The 16938-nt window shown below is 61.6% G+C and carries 20 protein-coding genes; 7 read left to right on the top strand and 13 right to left on the bottom strand.

The features are described 5' to 3' along the window. The first annotated feature begins 3 nt into the window (after positions 1-3). Both VFO29_04150 and VFO29_04145 read left to right on the top strand, forming a co-directional pair. Positions 4-393, top strand: a complete 390-nt coding sequence (locus VFO29_04150) for a hypothetical protein (GenBank protein ID HET9392704.1) — start codon at positions 4-6, stop codon at positions 391-393. A gap of 200 nt (positions 394-593) precedes the next feature. Next, positions 594-2027: a hypothetical protein gene (locus tag VFO29_04145; GenBank protein HET9392703.1), complete on the top strand. Its 1434-nt coding sequence runs from the start codon at positions 594-596 to the stop codon at positions 2025-2027. 4 nt (positions 2028-2031) lie between these two features. On the opposite strand, the gene VFO29_04140 is transcribed toward VFO29_04145, so the two are convergent. Continuing rightward, a complete protein-coding gene (locus tag VFO29_04140; GenBank protein HET9392702.1) occupies positions 2032-2547 on the bottom strand; it encodes a DUF1264 domain-containing protein in 516 nt (171 codons plus the stop codon). A 60-nt stretch (positions 2548-2607) separates the two neighbouring features. Here VFO29_04140 and VFO29_04135 point away from each other — a divergent pair, with 60 nt between their 5' ends. Then, complete coding sequence (locus tag VFO29_04135) at positions 2608-3411, top strand: FkbM family methyltransferase (GenBank protein ID HET9392701.1); 804 nt, start codon at positions 2608-2610, stop codon at positions 3409-3411. Here the strand turns inward: VFO29_04135 and VFO29_04130 are convergent. From VFO29_04130 to phoU, 3 genes are read right to left on the bottom strand one after another with little or no spacing between them, the layout of a single operon-like run. Next, positions 3397-4056: a hypothetical protein gene (locus tag VFO29_04130; protein ID HET9392700.1), complete on the bottom strand. Its 660-nt coding sequence runs from the start codon at positions 4054-4056 to the stop codon at positions 3397-3399. The two genes, VFO29_04135 and VFO29_04130, sit on opposite strands and share 15 nt — an antisense overlap. A gap of 11 nt (positions 4057-4067) precedes the next feature. Further along, entirely contained in the window at positions 4068-5192 is a 1125-nt protein-coding gene (locus VFO29_04125) for an aminotransferase class V-fold PLP-dependent enzyme (GenBank protein HET9392699.1), read from the bottom strand. Beyond that, positions 5189-5824, bottom strand: a complete 636-nt coding sequence (phoU, locus tag VFO29_04120) for a phosphate signaling complex protein PhoU (GenBank protein ID HET9392698.1) — start codon at positions 5822-5824, stop codon at positions 5189-5191. Before phoU ends, VFO29_04125 begins: the two co-directional genes overlap by 4 nt. A gap of 53 nt (positions 5825-5877) precedes the next feature. Here phoU and VFO29_04115 point away from each other — a divergent pair, with 53 nt between their 5' ends. From VFO29_04115 to VFO29_04105, 3 genes are read left to right on the top strand one after another with little or no spacing between them, the layout of a single operon-like run. Further along, the gene (locus VFO29_04115) at positions 5878-6672 is read left to right on the top strand and encodes an enoyl-CoA hydratase-related protein (GenBank protein HET9392697.1); all 795 of its coding nucleotides are present in this window, start codon (positions 5878-5880) and stop codon (positions 6670-6672) included. A gap of 9 nt (positions 6673-6681) precedes the next feature. Next, positions 6682-7617, top strand: coding sequence for a hypothetical protein (locus tag VFO29_04110; GenBank protein ID HET9392696.1), 936 nt, complete (start codon positions 6682-6684; stop codon positions 7615-7617). A gap of 46 nt (positions 7618-7663) precedes the next feature. Next, on the top strand, positions 7664-7867 hold the full coding sequence (locus tag VFO29_04105; protein HET9392695.1) for a hypothetical protein: 204 nt from the start codon (positions 7664-7666) through the stop codon (positions 7865-7867). On the opposite strand, the gene VFO29_04100 is transcribed toward VFO29_04105, so the two are convergent. Beyond that, positions 7853-8329, bottom strand: a complete 477-nt coding sequence (locus VFO29_04100; GenBank protein HET9392694.1) for a TlpA disulfide reductase family protein — start codon at positions 8327-8329, stop codon at positions 7853-7855. The two genes, VFO29_04105 and VFO29_04100, sit on opposite strands and share 15 nt — an antisense overlap. Before the next feature lie 47 nt (positions 8330-8376). Then, the gene (locus VFO29_04095) at positions 8377-9576 is read right to left on the bottom strand and encodes a thiolase family protein (protein HET9392693.1); all 1200 of its coding nucleotides are present in this window, start codon (positions 9574-9576) and stop codon (positions 8377-8379) included. A 40-nt stretch (positions 9577-9616) separates the two neighbouring features. On the opposite strand from VFO29_04095, the gene VFO29_04090 reads away from it, so the two are divergent. Continuing rightward, on the top strand, positions 9617-10576 hold the full coding sequence (locus tag VFO29_04090; GenBank protein ID HET9392692.1) for a DUF2249 domain-containing protein: 960 nt from the start codon (positions 9617-9619) through the stop codon (positions 10574-10576). On the opposite strand, the gene VFO29_04085 is transcribed toward VFO29_04090, so the two are convergent. The 7 genes from VFO29_04085 to VFO29_04055 are packed head-to-tail and all read right to left on the bottom strand — an operon-like array spanning position 10573 to position 16936. Next, entirely contained in the window at positions 10573-10944 is a 372-nt protein-coding gene (locus VFO29_04085; GenBank protein HET9392691.1) for a hypothetical protein, read from the bottom strand. The genes VFO29_04090 and VFO29_04085 overlap by 4 nt on opposite strands. A gap of 35 nt (positions 10945-10979) precedes the next feature. Further along, entirely contained in the window at positions 10980-11972 is a 993-nt protein-coding gene (locus VFO29_04080) for a PDZ domain-containing protein (GenBank protein ID HET9392690.1), read from the bottom strand. Between the two features lie 6 nt (positions 11973-11978). Then, positions 11979-12536, bottom strand: coding sequence for a hypothetical protein (locus VFO29_04075; GenBank protein HET9392689.1), 558 nt, complete (start codon positions 12534-12536; stop codon positions 11979-11981). Positions 12537-12549: 13 nt separating this feature from the next. Continuing rightward, on the bottom strand, positions 12550-13038 hold the full coding sequence (gene coaD, locus VFO29_04070; GenBank protein HET9392688.1) for a pantetheine-phosphate adenylyltransferase: 489 nt from the start codon (positions 13036-13038) through the stop codon (positions 12550-12552). Next, on the bottom strand, positions 13035-13580 hold the full coding sequence (gene rsmD / locus VFO29_04065) for a 16S rRNA (guanine(966)-N(2))-methyltransferase RsmD (GenBank protein ID HET9392687.1): 546 nt from the start codon (positions 13578-13580) through the stop codon (positions 13035-13037). Before rsmD ends, coaD begins: the two co-directional genes overlap by 4 nt. 12 nt (positions 13581-13592) lie before the next feature. Continuing rightward, the gene (locus tag VFO29_04060) at positions 13593-14273 is read right to left on the bottom strand and encodes an HAD family hydrolase (GenBank protein HET9392686.1); all 681 of its coding nucleotides are present in this window, start codon (positions 14271-14273) and stop codon (positions 13593-13595) included. Continuing rightward, positions 14273-16936 (bottom strand): pitrilysin family protein, encoded by a 2664-nt coding sequence (locus VFO29_04055; GenBank protein ID HET9392685.1) that lies wholly within the window; start codon positions 16934-16936, stop codon positions 14273-14275. The genes VFO29_04060 and VFO29_04055 overlap by 1 nt, the downstream gene beginning before the upstream one ends. Between the last annotated feature and the right edge of the window lie 2 nt (positions 16937-16938).

The following is a 16938-nucleotide window of genomic DNA, read 5'->3' as shown; positions in this document are numbered from 1 at the left end:
AGCATGTATCGCCGCTCGTCCCTCACGCTTCTCCTTGCGCTCTGCGTTGCGAGCGCCGCTTCGGCACAGACCGGGCGCTGCACGCGTGAAACGCTTCCCATCAAGGGCACGCCGCTGACCGCCAGCTACTGCGTCTCGGGCGAAGCAGCTGCGGCCGCCGGGCACGATTTGCCGGTCCAAGTTGTGGCGACGTATGCCACGGCGCGCGGCTCGTTCACCCAGCAAAGCACGCTGCAGTTCATCGCCGGCGAGACCGCTTCGCGCGTCATCGAGGACGTGGCCTTAAGCCGCGTCGGGCTGGATGGTACCCTCCATCTGACGCTGGTCTACCGGGGCGGCCTGGTCCACGTCGAGAGCGCCCTCCTTACTCCGGGGGCCATCACCGTCAAGTAGGTCAGCCGAGGCTGGAAGCCGGGATAGTCCGGCCGAGCGATTAACCTGACCAAAAAGCGAGCGCCGGGCTATCCCGGTTCCTAGCCTCGCCAAGTGGTGCAACCCAAACGGGCAATCGGGGTATTTTAAGGCTTTGATGCGGCGACTCTACATAGCGTTTGGCATGTCCAAGATCCCCGACGGCTGTCGAGGCTAACTGCATGCCCTGTACGGCTTACGCCCCCAATCTCACGGCTCGCGACCAAGCGCACTTTCTTTACGACGCGATCCCGTCCGGACTGTTTAAGGTAGAAACCGCAGACGAGCGGATCCCGTGGCGCATCAGCCCCGAGCCGTTTGCATTATCGCCGCGCACGCTCGAGCGGATCGAAACGATCGGCAACAACCTTCTGCTCTTCTATCGCGCGCTGAATGCGCTCTATAATCGAAGCGCGCGCGGCACCGCTCCAGCGTTCATCGCCGAATATCTGGATCGCGGGAAACCCGAGCACATTATCCGGCTTTCACGCCAGAATCGCTTCCGGCAAGATCTGCCCGGCATTATTCGTCCGGACTTAATTCTCACCGACGATGGATTCATCTCCAGCGAGCTCGACAGCGTGCCGGGCGGCATGGGCTTCTTAGGTGCGATGTCCGAGGCGTATTGCAAGCTCGGCATGGACAGCGTGGGCGGAGCCGACGGCATCGCCCGATCGTTTGCCGCGATGATCGAATCGGCGACCGGAAAAGAAAAACCCGCCCTTGCGATCGTCGTCTCGGACGAATCCGGTGATTACCGGCCGGAGATGCAGTGGATGGCCGATGCGCTGGTGCGCGTGGCGCAACTTGACGCTTATCTTTGCAAGCCGCAGGAGATACTCTTCACCGAGGAGGCGCTTTTCGTGCGCCTGCCCGACGGCCGCGAGCAAAAGATCGACGCGCTCTACCGGAACTTCGAGCTCTTCGATCTGCTCAACGTACCGAAACAAGAACTCATGCTCTACTCCGCGCGGCACAATCGCGTGACGATGACGCCTCCGCCGAAAGCGCAACTCGAGGAAAAACTTGCCTTCGCGCTGTTCCATCATCCCGCGCTGGCCAAACTGTGGAAAGCCGAGATGGGCAGCGCCGCCTACGACCATCTGAAGCAGCTCTTTCCGGAGACGTGGGTAATCGATCCGCGACCGCTTCCGCCGCAAGCCGTAATAGCCGGACTCGAAGCGAACGGCACGCCCGTTTCGGATTGGATGCAACTGGCGGAGCTCACGAAAACCGAACGCGATTACGTGGTCAAGCCTTCCGGTTTTTCAGAGTTGGCGTGGGGATCGCGCGGCGTTCGCGTGGCCAACGATCTGACCAAGGACGAATGGGTCGCGACCTTACAGGAAGCGATCCGCGAATACGACCACACGCCGCGTATTCTGCAGCGCTTCTATAAAGGAAAGCGCGTGCGCCAGACCTACCTTGACCGCGCCGCCGACGAAGTGCGCACGTTCGACGGCCGCGTGCGTCTGTGTCCGTACTTCTTTGTGGTCAACGACGCGGTTCAGCTGGGTGGAATTCTCGCCACGGTCGCGCCCGCGGACAAACGTTTAATTCACGGCATGACCGATGCGGTCATGGCGCCCAGCATCATAAAACCCGACGGCAACTAAGGCGTTAGTGCGCCGGTAATACCACGATCGACGGCGTCCCCGTCGGCATGCCGTCTTTCGTGCTCTCCGGATCCCAGAGCATCCAAATCTTGCCGTACGTCTCCAACAGCGACGCGACGACTTTCTTCTGCTGCGCCGGCGGCATTCCGGGAAGCGTGGCGTGAACGAGCGGAATCTCCACGCGGTGGTAGTGCCACAGCGCTTGCTCGGATTTCGGAAACGCCTTCCAGACGGCGGCCGGGACGATCGTTTCGATCTCTACCAGCCGCGCGTTTGAAGCGTCCGAGTCGTAGATCTGACACTCCAGGATGCCGCCGGCGAGTCCGCCCTTGCACCAATGGTGCGCGATCTGAGTCGGGTGGCCGGGGCCGAAGTGTTTCAGGGCGTCGATGTGCAGCGTCCAACCCGCAGACGGCATGCCGGCCGGCGACGCGGACGCGACGTTCGGCTGCAGACGCGAAGCGAAGAAACCAAGGCCGAACGCAAGAGAAATTACCAGGGCGATCAGGGATTTGTTCATGAGCACCTCCGATAAGCCCATCTTCCAGGAAGCGGCCGAAAATCCGTGCAAGCGGGAGTCATGGCCAGAACCCCCGGCACTTTCGTCGGCGGAAACCGCGTCCTTATACGAACCGCCAACGGCTTCAAGATGTACGTGGATTCAAATGACGTCTGCATTTCACCGCACCTGATTCTCGACGGGGTGTGGGAAGAGTGGACCGAGGCCACGCTGCGCCACGTGATTAGGCCGGGAATGCATGTGCTCGAGATCGGCGCGAACGTCGGCTACTTTACCTTACTGCTCGCGCGGCAAACCGGCCCCGCCGGTTCAGTTTACGCCTTTGAGTGCGATCCCGATCTGGCGCAAATCGCCGAGGACAACGTCGAAATCAACGGTTTTGCCGATCGCGCTACTATCGACCGCAGAGCGGTCGGAGAGACAGCCGGTTTCGCTGAGTTTGCCCGCGCGCAGCGCCATCGGGGCGGCGGTACGCTCGTTGCGGGTTTGCAGCAGATCGAGCAGCTGCGCGAATCGGAACGCGAAGCCTTAAGGGTTGAAGTGACGACGGTGGACGCTCTCATACAAGCGCGCGGCACTTCTTTTGATTTCGTAAAAATCGACGCTGAGGGCGCCGAAACGTGGATTCTCAACGGCGGGCTGACGCTCTTCGCGGACGCAGCGCATCCGCTGATGGTGCTCATGGAGTTTTGTCCGAAGTTCTTGCGCAGTGCCGGTTACGATCCGGCGGCGGAGCTGCGCCGCTTCGAACAGTGGAACTTTGCGCTCCAGCGGTTGGACGAGCGCCGCCGGCGCCCGATCGCATGCGCCGCGGACGATCTTCTCACGCGCGACTATTCGGAGATACTCTTAACGCGCGCCTGAGCGCACGTACGATGCGCTCTGCAGCGGCACGTCGAGCTCGTCGACGATAAGCGTCGACGGATCGTACCACAGCGTGAACTGCACGGGATCGCTGACGGACAGCGCGAGGTCGCGGGCGGGAACGCCTTTGGGACGATCGGCTCTGAGCGCCGCGTCTACGGCAATCGAACCGGCATGGCCGAACATCGGCGAGAGCGCCATGACCGGCGGCGTGCTCCACGCTTGCAGTTGCGCCGGCAGAATAAAGAAACCCGAAAAGAGCGTGCCGTCCAGCACTACAAAGTGTTTGGTATCCGCGCCAAGATTGAACTTTAGCGCGCCATTGTCGGCGGTTTCGTTCGCGGTGGCCCCGTTAAACGCAATCGCGGCGTGAACGGTCCGGCCCGGCGGATTGTAGATCGCCGAATAGCTCGCGGGCGCCAGCGTCCCGTCCAGCGCCAGACTCGACGTGGCCGAAAAATCCGAACCGCCGAACGAGCCGGCCGCCGATTCGGTCAGCTGCACGCCGGCCGCCGTATGCGTCAGCGTGATGGCCGTCTTTCCCGTGCTTTCTCCGGCGACGGTCACCGTGTACGTGTAGACCCCGTCGGCGGGCGCCGCGGGTGCGGTCGCGGCCGCCAGCAAAAACATCAGCGGGAGCATCATGCTTCCTTTCTCTATGCGCCAATCGCTTGGAGCAGCGCATCGATTTCTTCGTGCGTGTTGTAACCGTGCGGCGCGACGCGAACTCCGCCCGCGCGGTAAGTCGTAACGAAACCTTCGTGCTGGAGTTTCCTGCCGAGCTCGACCGAATCCGTGTCCGGCAGCATAAAGGTCACGATCCCCGACGATTCGCCTTCACCGCGCACGCTTGCGATGTGCGCGCCTAGCCGTTTCAATCCGTCCACGAGGCGATCCGTCAGCTCAAGAACGTGCGCGGCGATCTGTGAAGTTCCCGCACGGTCGATCACGTCGATGGATTCCGCCAAGGAGAGCGCTCCGATAAAATTCGGCGTTCCACCCTCAAAGCGCGTCGCGTCCGCCACAAAAGGCTGGTCGTACTCCAGGAAATCCCACATGTCCGCGGTCGAACGCCAGCCCGGCGACGCAAGCTCCAAGCGTTCGATCAGATCTGCGCGAACGTACAAGAAGCTGACGCCTTGTAAGGCGAGCAGCCATTTCGCGCCTCCCGAATACAGCGCGTCGATGTTACAGGCTTGTACGTCAAGCGGGAAGGCGCCCAGGCCCTGAATAGCATCGACGCAAAAAAGCGCGCCCACGCTATGAGCGACCTCGGCGAGCGCCGCGAGATCGTGGCGATAGCCATCCTCGAACGAGACCCACGAGACGGCGACCACCTTCGTTCGCGGCGAAATGTGCTCGCGTAAGACGTCCGGAGTCAAACGCGCTTGCTGGGAATTCACAAAGCGCACGTTCACGCCGAGTTTACGCAGACGCAGCCAAGCCTGAACGTTGGCGGGGAATTCGTTGTCGGGCAGGATCAGCTCATCGCCCGGCGCCCATGACACGCCGCCCGCAATCGCATTCGCGCCATCGCCGGTGTTGCGCAAGACTGCGATCTCGCCGGCCCGGGCGCCGATAAAACGCGCGATGCGCGCGCGGTACTCCGGCATTTTGCGCTCGTAGGCAAACGTGCCCATGACGCCGCCCGCCGCATGCGCCGCAAGAAACCCTTCCAGTGCATGATGCGTTGGCTGCGGGAGAACGCCGACGGCGGCGTGATTGAGATACGTAAAGGATTCGGTGACTGCGAAGAGTTCGCGTGGGAGCGGGGTCGTCAAATGTCCCCGGTCATTTCCTTTGTATGCCAGGCGATGTTGTTCGCCCGGTCCCCGACGCGCTCCAGCTCTGCCAGTACAAAGAGAATGCGCGCACCGGCCGGCACCATCTCCGGGTCGGCCTGCATCTCCCCTTCGAGCGCCTGCACGCCGCGTTTGTACTGCCGATCGATTTCATCGTCCTCTTCGATCACCCGCGAAGCTAACTCCGCGTCGCGTTCCGTATAGGCGCGCATGGCGTCCACCAGTGTCGCATGCGCAAGGTTGGCAATGCGATCGATCTCGACGCGTACCGGGCGCAATGGGACGTCCGCGAGTTTGATGGCATGCTTGGCGATGTCCACGCCGTAGTCGCCGACGCGCTCCAAGTCGGTGGCAATTTCGAGCATCGCCGCGATCTCACGCAGCTCGCCCGCCACCGGTTGCTGGCGCCAAATCAGCTCGATGCACGACGCTTCGATCTTGCGGCGCAGATCGTCGATCATGTCGTCGCCCGCGACGACGCGCGCGGCAGCCGACGTATCGCGCCGCTCAAGCGCATCCACGGCGACGCGAACGGCGTCGCCGGCGAGCGCGCCAAGCCGAACGACGTCGAGCCGAGTAGATTCCAGCGCCTCGTGATAAGCCGTACGCATCCTCACAGTATAACCGCAAGGTTCCCCGCACGCAATTAGACAATTCGGAACCGGTGAATCCCGAAACGGACCAATCGATCCTCGTCGAGCGCGACGGAGCCGTTGCGATCGTCACGCTGAACCGCCCAAGCGTTCTCAATGCGCTCAACGCCGCGTTGCTCGACGACCTTAAGCAGACCTTAACGCAACTGGACTCCGACGCGTCGGTACGTGCGATCGTAATCACGGGCGCGGGAAGTAAAGCTTTTGCCGCCGGCGCCGACATCGGCGAGCTCAACGCGCTTCGCAGCCCGTTCCAGGGCGCGTCCAAGGCCCGCTCCGGTCAAGCCGTCACGCTGCAAATCGAGCGCCTGACCAAGCCCGTCATCATGGCGGTCAATGGTTTCGCACTTGGCGGCGGCTGCGAACTTGCGATGGCAGGCGACATCATGATTGCAAGCGAGAACGCGAAGTTCGGACAGCCCGAAGTGAACCTCGGCTTGATTCCAGGGTATGGCGGGTCACAGCGCACGACACGGCTCGTTGGAAAAGGCATGGCAATGTATCTCTGCCTAACCGGCGAGACGATCGACGCGGCGGAAGCGCTGCGCATCGGACTGGTGCAAAAGGTCGTGCCGCAAGCGCAGCTGCTCGACGAAGCCAAGCGGATCGCGAACACGATCGCAAGTAAGGCGCCGCTGGCGATTGAAGGCTGTAAGCGCGCAATAAACTCCGGCGCGCATCTCTCGATTGCCGATGCGCTGGAGCTCGAAGCGGTCGAATTCGGCGGGCTGGTGGGCACGAACGATTTTAAGGAAGGCACAGGCGCCTTTTTAGAAAAGCGCAAGCCGTCTTGGAAGGGTAACTAGCCGCCGACTGTGCGCCACGCGCTCATCTTGCTCGCGCTTCTTGCCACGACCCAGTGCGCTTTAGCGGATGACTTTGGACCGCGCGGTGATGTTCACGAAGTTCGTTTTGTAGCTCAGCGCTTGTTGGCGCACCGGGCGCGGCACGTTAAGGCAGACCCGAAGAATACCAAGATCGCGGACGTAGTAGTCGTCAAGGATGCAGCTCTTCTTTCGTGGGACGTTGGCTCCGGCCATGGGATGATGGGCCTGATCCGCACGCTCGATCGCTGGTGGGATGCCTTCGACATCGATAAAACCGGCGGCTGCTGGAGCGGCGGGTCGACGTCCTATCCGTTGCAAGGGGATCGGCGACTATTGGTGCCCCCAGGGCCGACAGTTGCGTTTCTGTCTGAGGCCGGCTTGCCGGCGTCTCTTGTGGCCCAAGCGAAGCATAACGCCGACGTGCGTGCTGGTGCACGTCGGTTTGTGCCGTCGTGCGATGTTGCTACGTATGACATCCCCAACCTTCAAATCATCAAACCTGAAGGCGCGCAGCTGAGCAGTTTTCGTTGGGATACGTCGGGATACGAAATCGCCGTACATTACTCAGCCAACAACTCAAAGAATGGAGCATTCCATACTCCGTACGCCCGGCCGCCGACGCCAGTCGAGATTATTCCGTATCCAACGACGTATGAATTTGTAGCCACCGCCGTAGTCTATTTCCATTTTGAGATCGATGGGTCGTCACCGGTAACCTTTCAGCCAGGCACGACGATCGACATCTGGTTTCCATTCGTGCTGGACGACACTTTAACGTACGATCTGACGATTGGGTTTGCCCGCGAACCGATCGGCCCGATCTACGCCAAGCCGTACGACAACGTCTTGCACTATGAACTTCCGGGCTTTACCGCAACGCCCGGCCGCACGCTCATGGCCGAGGTCGACGGCAACTGGCATTAACAAAAAGGAAATATTCCGGCAATAGTCGCACCGTATGGTTCCGGTAATGGCAAACAGTTACACATTGGAAGACATCATGACAACGCTCATTGATTTGCGCGATGCGACTGCTCTCGGGTTTGCAAATCTGCGAGCCGAAATGAGCGACCGGTTCGAACACCTGGAAGACAAGATTAATCGCCGATTCGATTCAGTCGATCTGCGCTTTGACGCCTTTGAAAGGCGAGTTTCAGTTCTAGAGCAGCGCTAACGTCTTTGCGGCGTGCGCCATGTTCAGCTGCACCGCCGGGTTAAGGCCCTGCCAAGTGGCACGAATTCGTCCGCGCCCGTCGATAACGACCATCGTCGGGAAGCCATCGAGTTGAAAGAAGCCACGTGACAGCGCACGCGGATCGATAGCCACCTTCGCCAGCCCCAGATCGTGCGCAAATGCGGCCGCCACTTCGCGCGGCTCGCCCACATCTACGGGCACAACTTGCACCTCCGGGTGCGATCGCGCGAACGATTCCACCAGCGGCAGCGAGACTCTGCACGGCGTGCACCATGAGGCATAAAACTCGAGAAACACGACGTGCCCGCGCTGCTTGGCCAAATCGAAGGGCGCGCCGGTCAGCGTTTGATACCGAACAGCAGGCGCCGGATAGGCGCTGCTTTCCGATAAAACGCGAGGCGCTACCAGCAGCCGGTACGCGATAAACAGCACGAGGCACACCGCAAGCGCGTCGATGAGGAACCGGAGACTTAAGAGGCGCCTAAAGTTCATTCCGCTGTAAGAACGGCTGCAATTCCTTGACCGCCGCCGATGCACGCCGATGCGACGGCGTACCCGCCGCCGTTTTGCCGGAGATGATGCAACGCGGTATATGCAAGTCGCGCGCCGGAGGCCCCCAGCGGATGTCCGAGTGAGATTGCGCCGCCATGCGGATTGATCTTTCCGCCGGCGAGATCGGACCACTCCATCGCCTTGAGGCACGCCAGCACTTGCGGCGCGAACGCTTCATTGATCTCTACGATCGCAACGTCGGTGCGCTTCACGCCGGCATCGGTCAGCGCTTTCGGAATCGCAACAGCCGGTCCGATGCCCATAATATCCGGATCGACGCCCACCACGCTCGCTCCCACGAGCCTGCCGATCCATTGCAAGCCATCGGCTTTCGCTTGTTTCACCGTGGTTAGCACAACGGCCGCCGCGCCGTCGGTAATGCCGCTCGCGTTTCCGGGCGTAACCACGCCGTCTTTGCGAAAACGCGGCGGAAGTTTGGCCAGCTTCTCCATCGAAAGCCCCGGGCGCGGTCCTTCGTCTTTGTCGACGATCACCGGCTGCCCCTTAGCATCCTTTACTTCAACCGGCGCGATCTCTTCGGCAAAGTATCCGTCGCTTTGGGCGCGCAGCGCATTTTCTTGCGAGCGAAGCGCGAACTCATCGCATTCCTCGCGCGCAATCTTGTAGCGATCCGCGAGATTCTCCGCGGTAATCGCCATCGGCATCCCGTTGTACGAGTCCGTCAACGCCTCCCACAGCGTGTCTTCGAATTTAACGCCCACGCCGAGCGCGAAGCCCTTGCGTCCGCCGCGCACGACGTGCGGCGCTTGGCTCATGGATTCGGTGCCCCCGGCGAGCGCATATGTGCTCTGTCCCAGGCGCAATGAATTCGCAGCGGTGAGAATTGCTTGCAGCCCGCTGCCGCACAGCCGGTTGAGCGTCAGCGCCGGCGTTCCCACCGGAACTCCGGCGCGCAGCCCGACATGGCGCGCAAGGTAAATGGCATCGGCGCTCGTCTGCATGACGTTGCCGAACACGATGTCGTCTATGCGCTCCTTCGGGACCCCGCTGCGGGCAATCACCGCGTCCGCGGCGGCCACCGCAAGATCCGTGGCCGTACGGTCAGCCAGCACTCCGCCAAAGTTGCCGAACGGCGTCCGCGCGCCGGCGAGAATCACCACGTCGTTGTCAGCCACGAGCCAAGCCTTTTGCAGGCGCCCGCCGCGAACCCCCCAAATGACTCGCCCGATGCCTATGAACCGGCCGGCGGCGATCGCCATTGACGCTCGCTCGCTTCAGCCCGCAAACCGAACGGAACAGATCCTAGAAGCCTTCGACAAGCTCACCCTCGGCGCAATCCTGGAGATCAACGAAGAGAACGATCCGAGGGCCTTGCGCAACGAGCTCTCGCAGCTGCGGCCCGGCAAGTTCTCCTGGGATGCGCGCAACCTCGGATCCAACCGGTGGACCATCCGCGTCGAGCGGATCGACGAAAATGCCGAGCCCGAAGCGCTGCTGCAGCACGTCGCGCCGTTCGCGAGCGCCAAAGCCAGCACGCTGCGCGACCTCGCCGGCCAAATGTCGGAACGGACTTACCGCGCGGGCGAAACGATCTTCGATGAAGGCGAAGTGTGGCCGTATCTCGGGATCGTCAAGAGCGGAAAAGTCATCCTCACGCTGCTCTCGCCGGACGGCAAGACGCATACTTTGGGCGAGCGGCTCACGCATGACACGCTCAACGACAGCGGCACCTTCGATACGGGCGGCGCAACGACTCGCGCCGAGGCCTTAACCGACGCAACGATCATGACGCTGCCAAGCGAGGCCGTGCTGCACGCCTGCAGAAACGACGCGGAACTCGCGCTCGGTTTTCTTTCCGAAGCATCGCAGGCACGCCGGCGATCCATCGACACGATTGCCGACCTTGCGTTCGCCCACGTGCTGCAGCGCGTCGCAAAATTCTTGCTCGGTTATGCGCGCGCATCCGTCGGTATGACGCGCGGCTTGCCCGGCGTGGAAAACCTATCGCAAGCTCAGATCGCGGCGGCGGCAGGCACCGTGCGCGACATGGCGGCTCGCGCGCTGCTGCGCTTAAAGAATGCGAATGCAGTCGAACTCGACCGCGGACGCGTCAAAGCGATCGATCGCGCGAAGCTCGAAGCTTTCGCGCAGAACGTGCAAGCGCCGCCGGTCTAAGGGCTGATTGGGGACATAAAGCCGTAGCCGTAGAACGGCGCCATCCCGCACGTCGATCCCAATCGCGCAACGTAAACGACCTCAATCGGGCGCGGCGCGCCCATGCCGGGCGTCATCGTGCCGGACGTATTTGTTCCAAATACCGATTGAACGTGGCACAAAACGGCCTGCTGACGAAAACCTAATCCCGGATTGAAGTTTCCCATGCCGCGCCAGCTCGTGGAATAATCCGTTGGATGGTTGACCGGCATCGACGCGTTTGCGTGGACCAATCCCGGATTGAAGGTCTGCGAATCCGCCGAGGCGGCCGGACAATTCAGCGCCAACGCGCTCACGGCTGCGATCCCAAAAAGAAGAACTCGTTTCATAACGGCCTCCTGAAGCCAGTCTAGCACCAGTGCCGCTACTGTGGAATAGCTGCCGAAGCGACTGCGTGAACCGCCTGATTAAAACTGGCGACCGGGACAACGTGGATGCCGCCCGTGCCTTTGACTTCCGCGTAGTTCTCGGCGGGCACGAGGAACAGGCTCGCGCCGGCAGCGCGTGCAGCTGCCACTTTCTGCGCAGCGCCCTCGATTGGCCCGACGCTTCCGTCGTACGCAATTGTGCCGGTGCCGGCTATACGCAATTCGCCGGGCAGCGGCTGACGTTTGAGCGAGCGGTAGATTTCAAGCGCAAACATCAGGCCGCCGGAGCTCCCTGCCACGTGCGGCAAATGGAAGGAGACGCCGACGGGTAGGCGTGGCCGTTCGTAGATCGTCGTAAGGTAGGTGCCCAAGACGGTTCTGCCTCGATAGGCTGTCGTTTGAACGGCGGCGATCCTCCGGCCGCCGTTTCGGAACAGCCCAACGTGCACCACCGTACCGGCCTTCACACGGCGCAGGGCCTTTTGCAGATCCGAACTCGATGAGATTGATTTGCCGTCAACCGCCGCCAGAATGTCGAGCTGACGCAAGACTTGCGAAGCGCGGCTGTGCGGAACGAAATAGACAACCATCACGCGGCTACGCGGAGAGGGAACGTGATAACCGGCGGCGCGCTCCGCCACGGCGGCCGCAATCGTTTGACTTTCGCTCATCGCCTCACGCTCGACGCCTTCATAGCGCGTCATGCTCACGCCGCTCGGCAGAATGTCGTTCGTCCAAACGACTCGCACGCCGGGGAGGAACGCGCTGAGCAACTCGAGCGGCGTAACGCGCGTCGCAAATCGCACGTCGGTCAAATAGAGCCGCGTTTGAGCCGGGTGTCCGCCGCCCAGCGACACGACATCGGCAAGATCGACCGCGCGCCCCGGGAGTATCAGCGAGTAGGGCGTCGGAATAAAAGCGCACAGCGCCAGCAGACAAGCAGCGGCTACATAAATCGCGACCCGGTTACGGGCCAGGTGCAGCCGCATCGAAGCTTACTTAACGACCTCGACCGATTCGAGCGCCGTCGTTTCGTCGCTGGCTTGCGCATCGAACGCCGCGCGTTTGCTCTTGGCAGCCGCATCGGCCATCGGCTGGGCCGGTTCGGTCTGCGCGCGTGGCGCCAGCGCTTCCCGCCCTTTGCGGATGGAGCCAAGCGCGCCCGCCAGCCGATTCTCCAGCGTTCCGAGCATTTGCAGCGCGTACTGATCGGCGCCCTCGCGCACCTTGCGCGCGCGTTCTTCGGCTTCGCGCAGAATTACATCCGCGGTGGTGCGCGCTCGCTGGACGATCTCGTGATCGTCGAGCAGCTCTTCATGTTTGCTGGCGGCCTCGCTTACGATCGTCTGCGCCTTCTCTTGCGCGGCGCGCAGCATGCGATCTTGATCTTTGGCGATGATCTTAGCGCGGCCCATCTCCTCGGGCAGCGAGGAGCGCACCTTTTCGACGAATTCCATCAAGCGCTCTTCGCTCAGAATCCGGTAGCCCGCGGGCAGCCAAGTTCCATCGTGCACGTATGCTTCCAGTTTGTCCAAAACGCGATAGACCGACATGAGGTTCCTCCGTTTACGTAGTGCGTAAGCTCGCGCGTTTAGCCGCCATTAGCCGCATCACAGGATCCGGCACCAGCGCCCCAACGTCGCCGCCAAGAAAAAAGACTTCTTTTACGATGCTCGAGCTGACGAACGAATATCGTTGGTCGGACATCAAAAACATCGTATCGACGTCCGACAGCGCCCGGTTCATGAGCGCCGTCGACATCTCGCTCTCGAAGTCGGAAACCACCCGCAAACCCTTGATGATCACTGCCGCGTGTTCCTTGCGAACATAATCCGCCAGCAGACCGCGGAAATGTTCGACGCGTACGTTCGCCAGGTGCGCCACAGAGTCGCGAATCATCGCTTCGCGCTCTTCGAGCGTGAACATGGGTTCGCGCTTTTGCGGATTCACGACAACTGCCACGACGAGTTCGTCGAAATACCGGCACGCGCGTTCGATGACGTCGAGATGACCGTTGGTCGGCGGATCGAAAGAGCCCGGATAGACCGCCTTCATCCTACCGGCGTGAAGAAAGCCAAAGCGACATCGCCATAGACTTCTTCGCGGACGCTGCGGTACCCCGGTACGTCGGGCAGAATCATGCGAGCGCTATGCTCGTAGATCACCAGCGCGTCCGGCGCGAGCAAATTGCGCTCCAACAGCAGGCGGAACATTTGCGACGGCAGTTCGCCCGCGTACGGCGGATCCGCGTACACGATATCGAACGCCGGATCGAGCCGGTAGAGGGCGCGATCGACCGGCGCTCCGACAACGGTCACCACGTCCTGTATGCCGAGTTCGTTCGCGGCTTCCTGGATCGCGTCGGCGGTTTCACGGTGCCCCTCGACGCAAACGACGGATGACGCACCGCGCGAGGCCGCTTCGAAGCCGATGGCGCCCGTTCCGGAAAAGAGATCGAGAAAGCGCGACCCTTCGATGCGCGGCTGCAGGATCGAAAACAGGGACTCCTTTACGCGGCCCGGCGTCGGCCTGACGTTGAATCCCTTGGGCGATCCGAGCTTGCGGCTGCGCAAATTCCCTCCCGTGATCTTGGGCACACGCGCGAAGTTCTACAGGAGCGTAAGCAGTTCCGTGAGGCTGTGGATAACTTCGCTTGGCTCCGGCAACTCCGGCGGATATTCCGCGCCCTCCGCATCGAGCCAAATGCCGTGCATTCCCGCGGCGATCGCGGCCGCGATATCCGCTCGCGGGTTGTCGCCGACGTATGCTACGTCGCCGGGTTCGGCCGACAGCGCGCGAGCGAGAGCCGCAAAAGCAGCCGCGCCGGGCTTTTGCGTGCCCGGCCCCTCGCCGACGAGCACCGGTCCGTCAAAGCCTAAGGACTGCGCTTTTCTTTCTTGCAGCGCCGGCCAGCCATTGCTCAAGATAGCGCACGGAATGTGGCGGCGCTTTAGTTCTGCAAGCACCATCCGCGCGTCGGTCTGGGGCACAAAAAACTCGGGCACGCTTTCGACAGCCATTCGTTTGTAGGGCTCGACGTAACTCGACGGCGAGCGCGCGCCGCGTTCCGCCGCGAATCGCTCGACGGCTTCGTCGATTGAAAATGCGCCGCTGCGCTGCCGTTCGAGCAGATCGTCTATGCGCGCACTCTCTTGCGCGAGCGTTCCTAGAGCGCGCCCGCCTTGTTCGCAGACTGCGTCGAGCAAGCGCAGAAACGCAACGCGTTCGAGCTTGTTGTCGATGCCGAGCGTGTGGTCTATGTCAAAGCCTACGGCTTTGACCGGCGGCATTACTTCGGGCCTGGGCCGGTTACGATGCGGACGAAATCGTCCGGACGAATCCACTTGCGCATAGCCGCAGCCACGCGCGACGCCGTCACCGAGAGTTCGCGGCGGGCGTCGATCAAGTTTTGATTCAGCGGCAGATCGAGCGAGGCGTACCGGTGCAAGATGCTGCCGACGCCGTCATAGCTGGCAAGAGTTATCGGAATCTCACCCATCAATTGCGCCTTCGCGCGAAGTAGACGGTCGGCCGCAACCGGCTGGCTTTGCATACGCGTTAAGTCCGCCACGACCAGCTGCTGGGCCGGCACGACCTTTGAAGGATCGGATCCGTAGCTCACGCTGAACGACGACCGCGTCTTTTCGGTGCTCAGTCCGCTGCTCACGTAATAGACGTAGCCCTTGACCTCGCGCAAGTCATGGTAGAGAAGCGATGAATAGAATCCGCCGGTAAGGATCGTGTTGGCCACTTGCAGCGCCGGCCAATCGGCGCTCGTGCGCTTGATTCCGGACGTTTGGATAAGCTGCACGCTGGATTGCACGCGACCGGTCGCCGGAATATCGGCTGCACTCGCCTTATTCGGAGGCACCGGCGGCGGTTCGGTCTGCGGCTTTGGCCCGTGCGCAGTCCATGCGCCGAAGTATTTCGCCAATACTTGCCGCGCGCGCGCCGGCGTGACGTCGCCGACCACGACGACCGTCGTCAGATCGGGCCGGTACGCCGCAGCGTAATACTGCTTCACATCGTCGAGCGTGAGGGCACTCATGGTGGTTGTGTTGGCGAAACGCTGCGCCGGATCTCCCGGCGGATAGAGCGCCTTCGCCGTGGCGACCGCAGCCAGATGATCCGGCGAATTCTCGACGCCGGTCAGCGAACCGACTTCCTGGCTCTTCACGATGTCGAAATACTGCGGCACGAACCGCGGATGCAGTTCGTTGTCGGCGAGCAACTGCACGCCATGTTCGAAATCGCCACTGAGTACCTGAAGACTAAACGACGTTCCACCCGACTCGTTGGCTGCGATCGAATCGAGCTCTCGCTGATAGACCAAACGGTCGCGCGAGGCGGAGCCGTATCCAAAAAGATCTCCGGTCAGCGAATCGACGCCTTCTTTACCCGCAGGCTCTTGAACCTGGGGATCGTTGTCGATGTCGCCGGTTACCGTGACCGTGTTCGTGGAATGGTCGGGCTGCACGATGATGCGCAAGCCGTTCGGTAACGACGTTACGACGGGATGCAGCGTTTGCGCCGGAACCTGCAAATGCGCCAAGACGTCGCGCGCCCAAACCGGCAGCAGCTCGTGCTTGCTCGGCGGAATGGAATTGTTTTCTTTGGCAAGCGCGCCGCCGCCCGCGCTCATCTTGCCGAGATTCTTCGGCACGGCGTACGCGGCCACCGATTTCGAACTGGCGAGGGCGGTGCGGAACAGGCGGTTCACGTCGGCCGGCGTCACCCGTTTGTACGCGGCAATCATGTCATCCGGCGAACTGAGTCCTTGCACGGCGACCGCGTCGCTCCACTCTGTGGCCAGGCCTTCAATCGAGGTTGCATTATATTCGAGCTGCGCGATCTCGCGCCGGATCGACGCTTGCACGAGATCCGCCGGGACGCCCCACTTGCGGTAATTCTCGATCACGCCGCGCATTAGGCCGTCGGCAACCTCCGGCTTCGTTGTCACCGGTACCACCATCAGCGCCAAACCAACGGAGACTTTGGCATACGGCTGCAAAACGAATTCACTGCCCAATGCCTTACCTTGCGCCGTCAGCGCAAAGAGATCGCCGCGCTGGCTATTGAGGATATCGGACAGAATATTTGCCGCAGCGAAATCTTTGCTGGTAAATCCGGGCAGACGGTATCCCAGCAGCACGGCCGTGAACGGCTGGTCGCTGAAGTCGTGATAGAGGTGCGTCTTCAATGGGCCGAGATTGACGGCTTCGCGCGGCGGCAGTTTCGCGGCGGGAATGTCTCCGAAGAGTTGCCGGATGCGCGCGACCGTCGCCGGCCCATCTACGTTGCCGACGATAATGTAGACCGCGTTGTTCGGATGATACCAGGTCTTGTAAAAGTTTAAGATCTGTGGATGGTTGATCGTGTGCGCGAAATCGTAGACGGTGCCGAGCCCGTTTTTCGCATAGGGTGTGCCGGCCAGCAGCGTTGCCTGCATCTTGGTGACCAGCCGGTAGAACGCGTTGCTGTTGTCTTGGGTGACCTCTTGGGTGATGGCCTTGCGCTCGTCGTTCCATTGCGTTTGCGACAACAGCGCGCCGGTCGCGCGCGACCGTTCGAGGCGCAGCGCGATGTCGAGATATTGAGCGGGCACGGTAAAGAAGTATTGCGTGATCGAGCTTTGCGTGTCGGCGTTGAAGTTGCCGCCGGTAATGTCGACCGAATCCATGAGCTGCGACGACGACAGCGTTTGGCTGCCGCGGAACATCATGTGCTCGGTCGCATGCGCGAGCCCTGCGATCGACTGATCATTGGAACCGGCCTTGTAGTTCAGCATCGTCGTTACGACCGGCGCGAGGGAGTCGTGCACGACGACGATCTTCAGCCCGTTGGGCAGCGTTGCGCGGGTAACGGTCAGCGATTTGGCCGATGCCTGGTTGAGACAGGCCAACAATCCCAGACTCAGCGCGATGGAGGCTAGTCCGAAACGAAAGCGATTCATGG

Origin of the sequence: Candidatus Rubrimentiphilum sp. (assembly GCA_035710515.1) — a bacterium.
GTDB lineage: Bacteria > Vulcanimicrobiota > Vulcanimicrobiia > Vulcanimicrobiales > Vulcanimicrobiaceae > Rubrimentiphilum.
The sequence above is the reverse complement of the archived record's forward strand: the minus strand, read 5'-3'. Positions and strand labels throughout refer to the sequence as shown.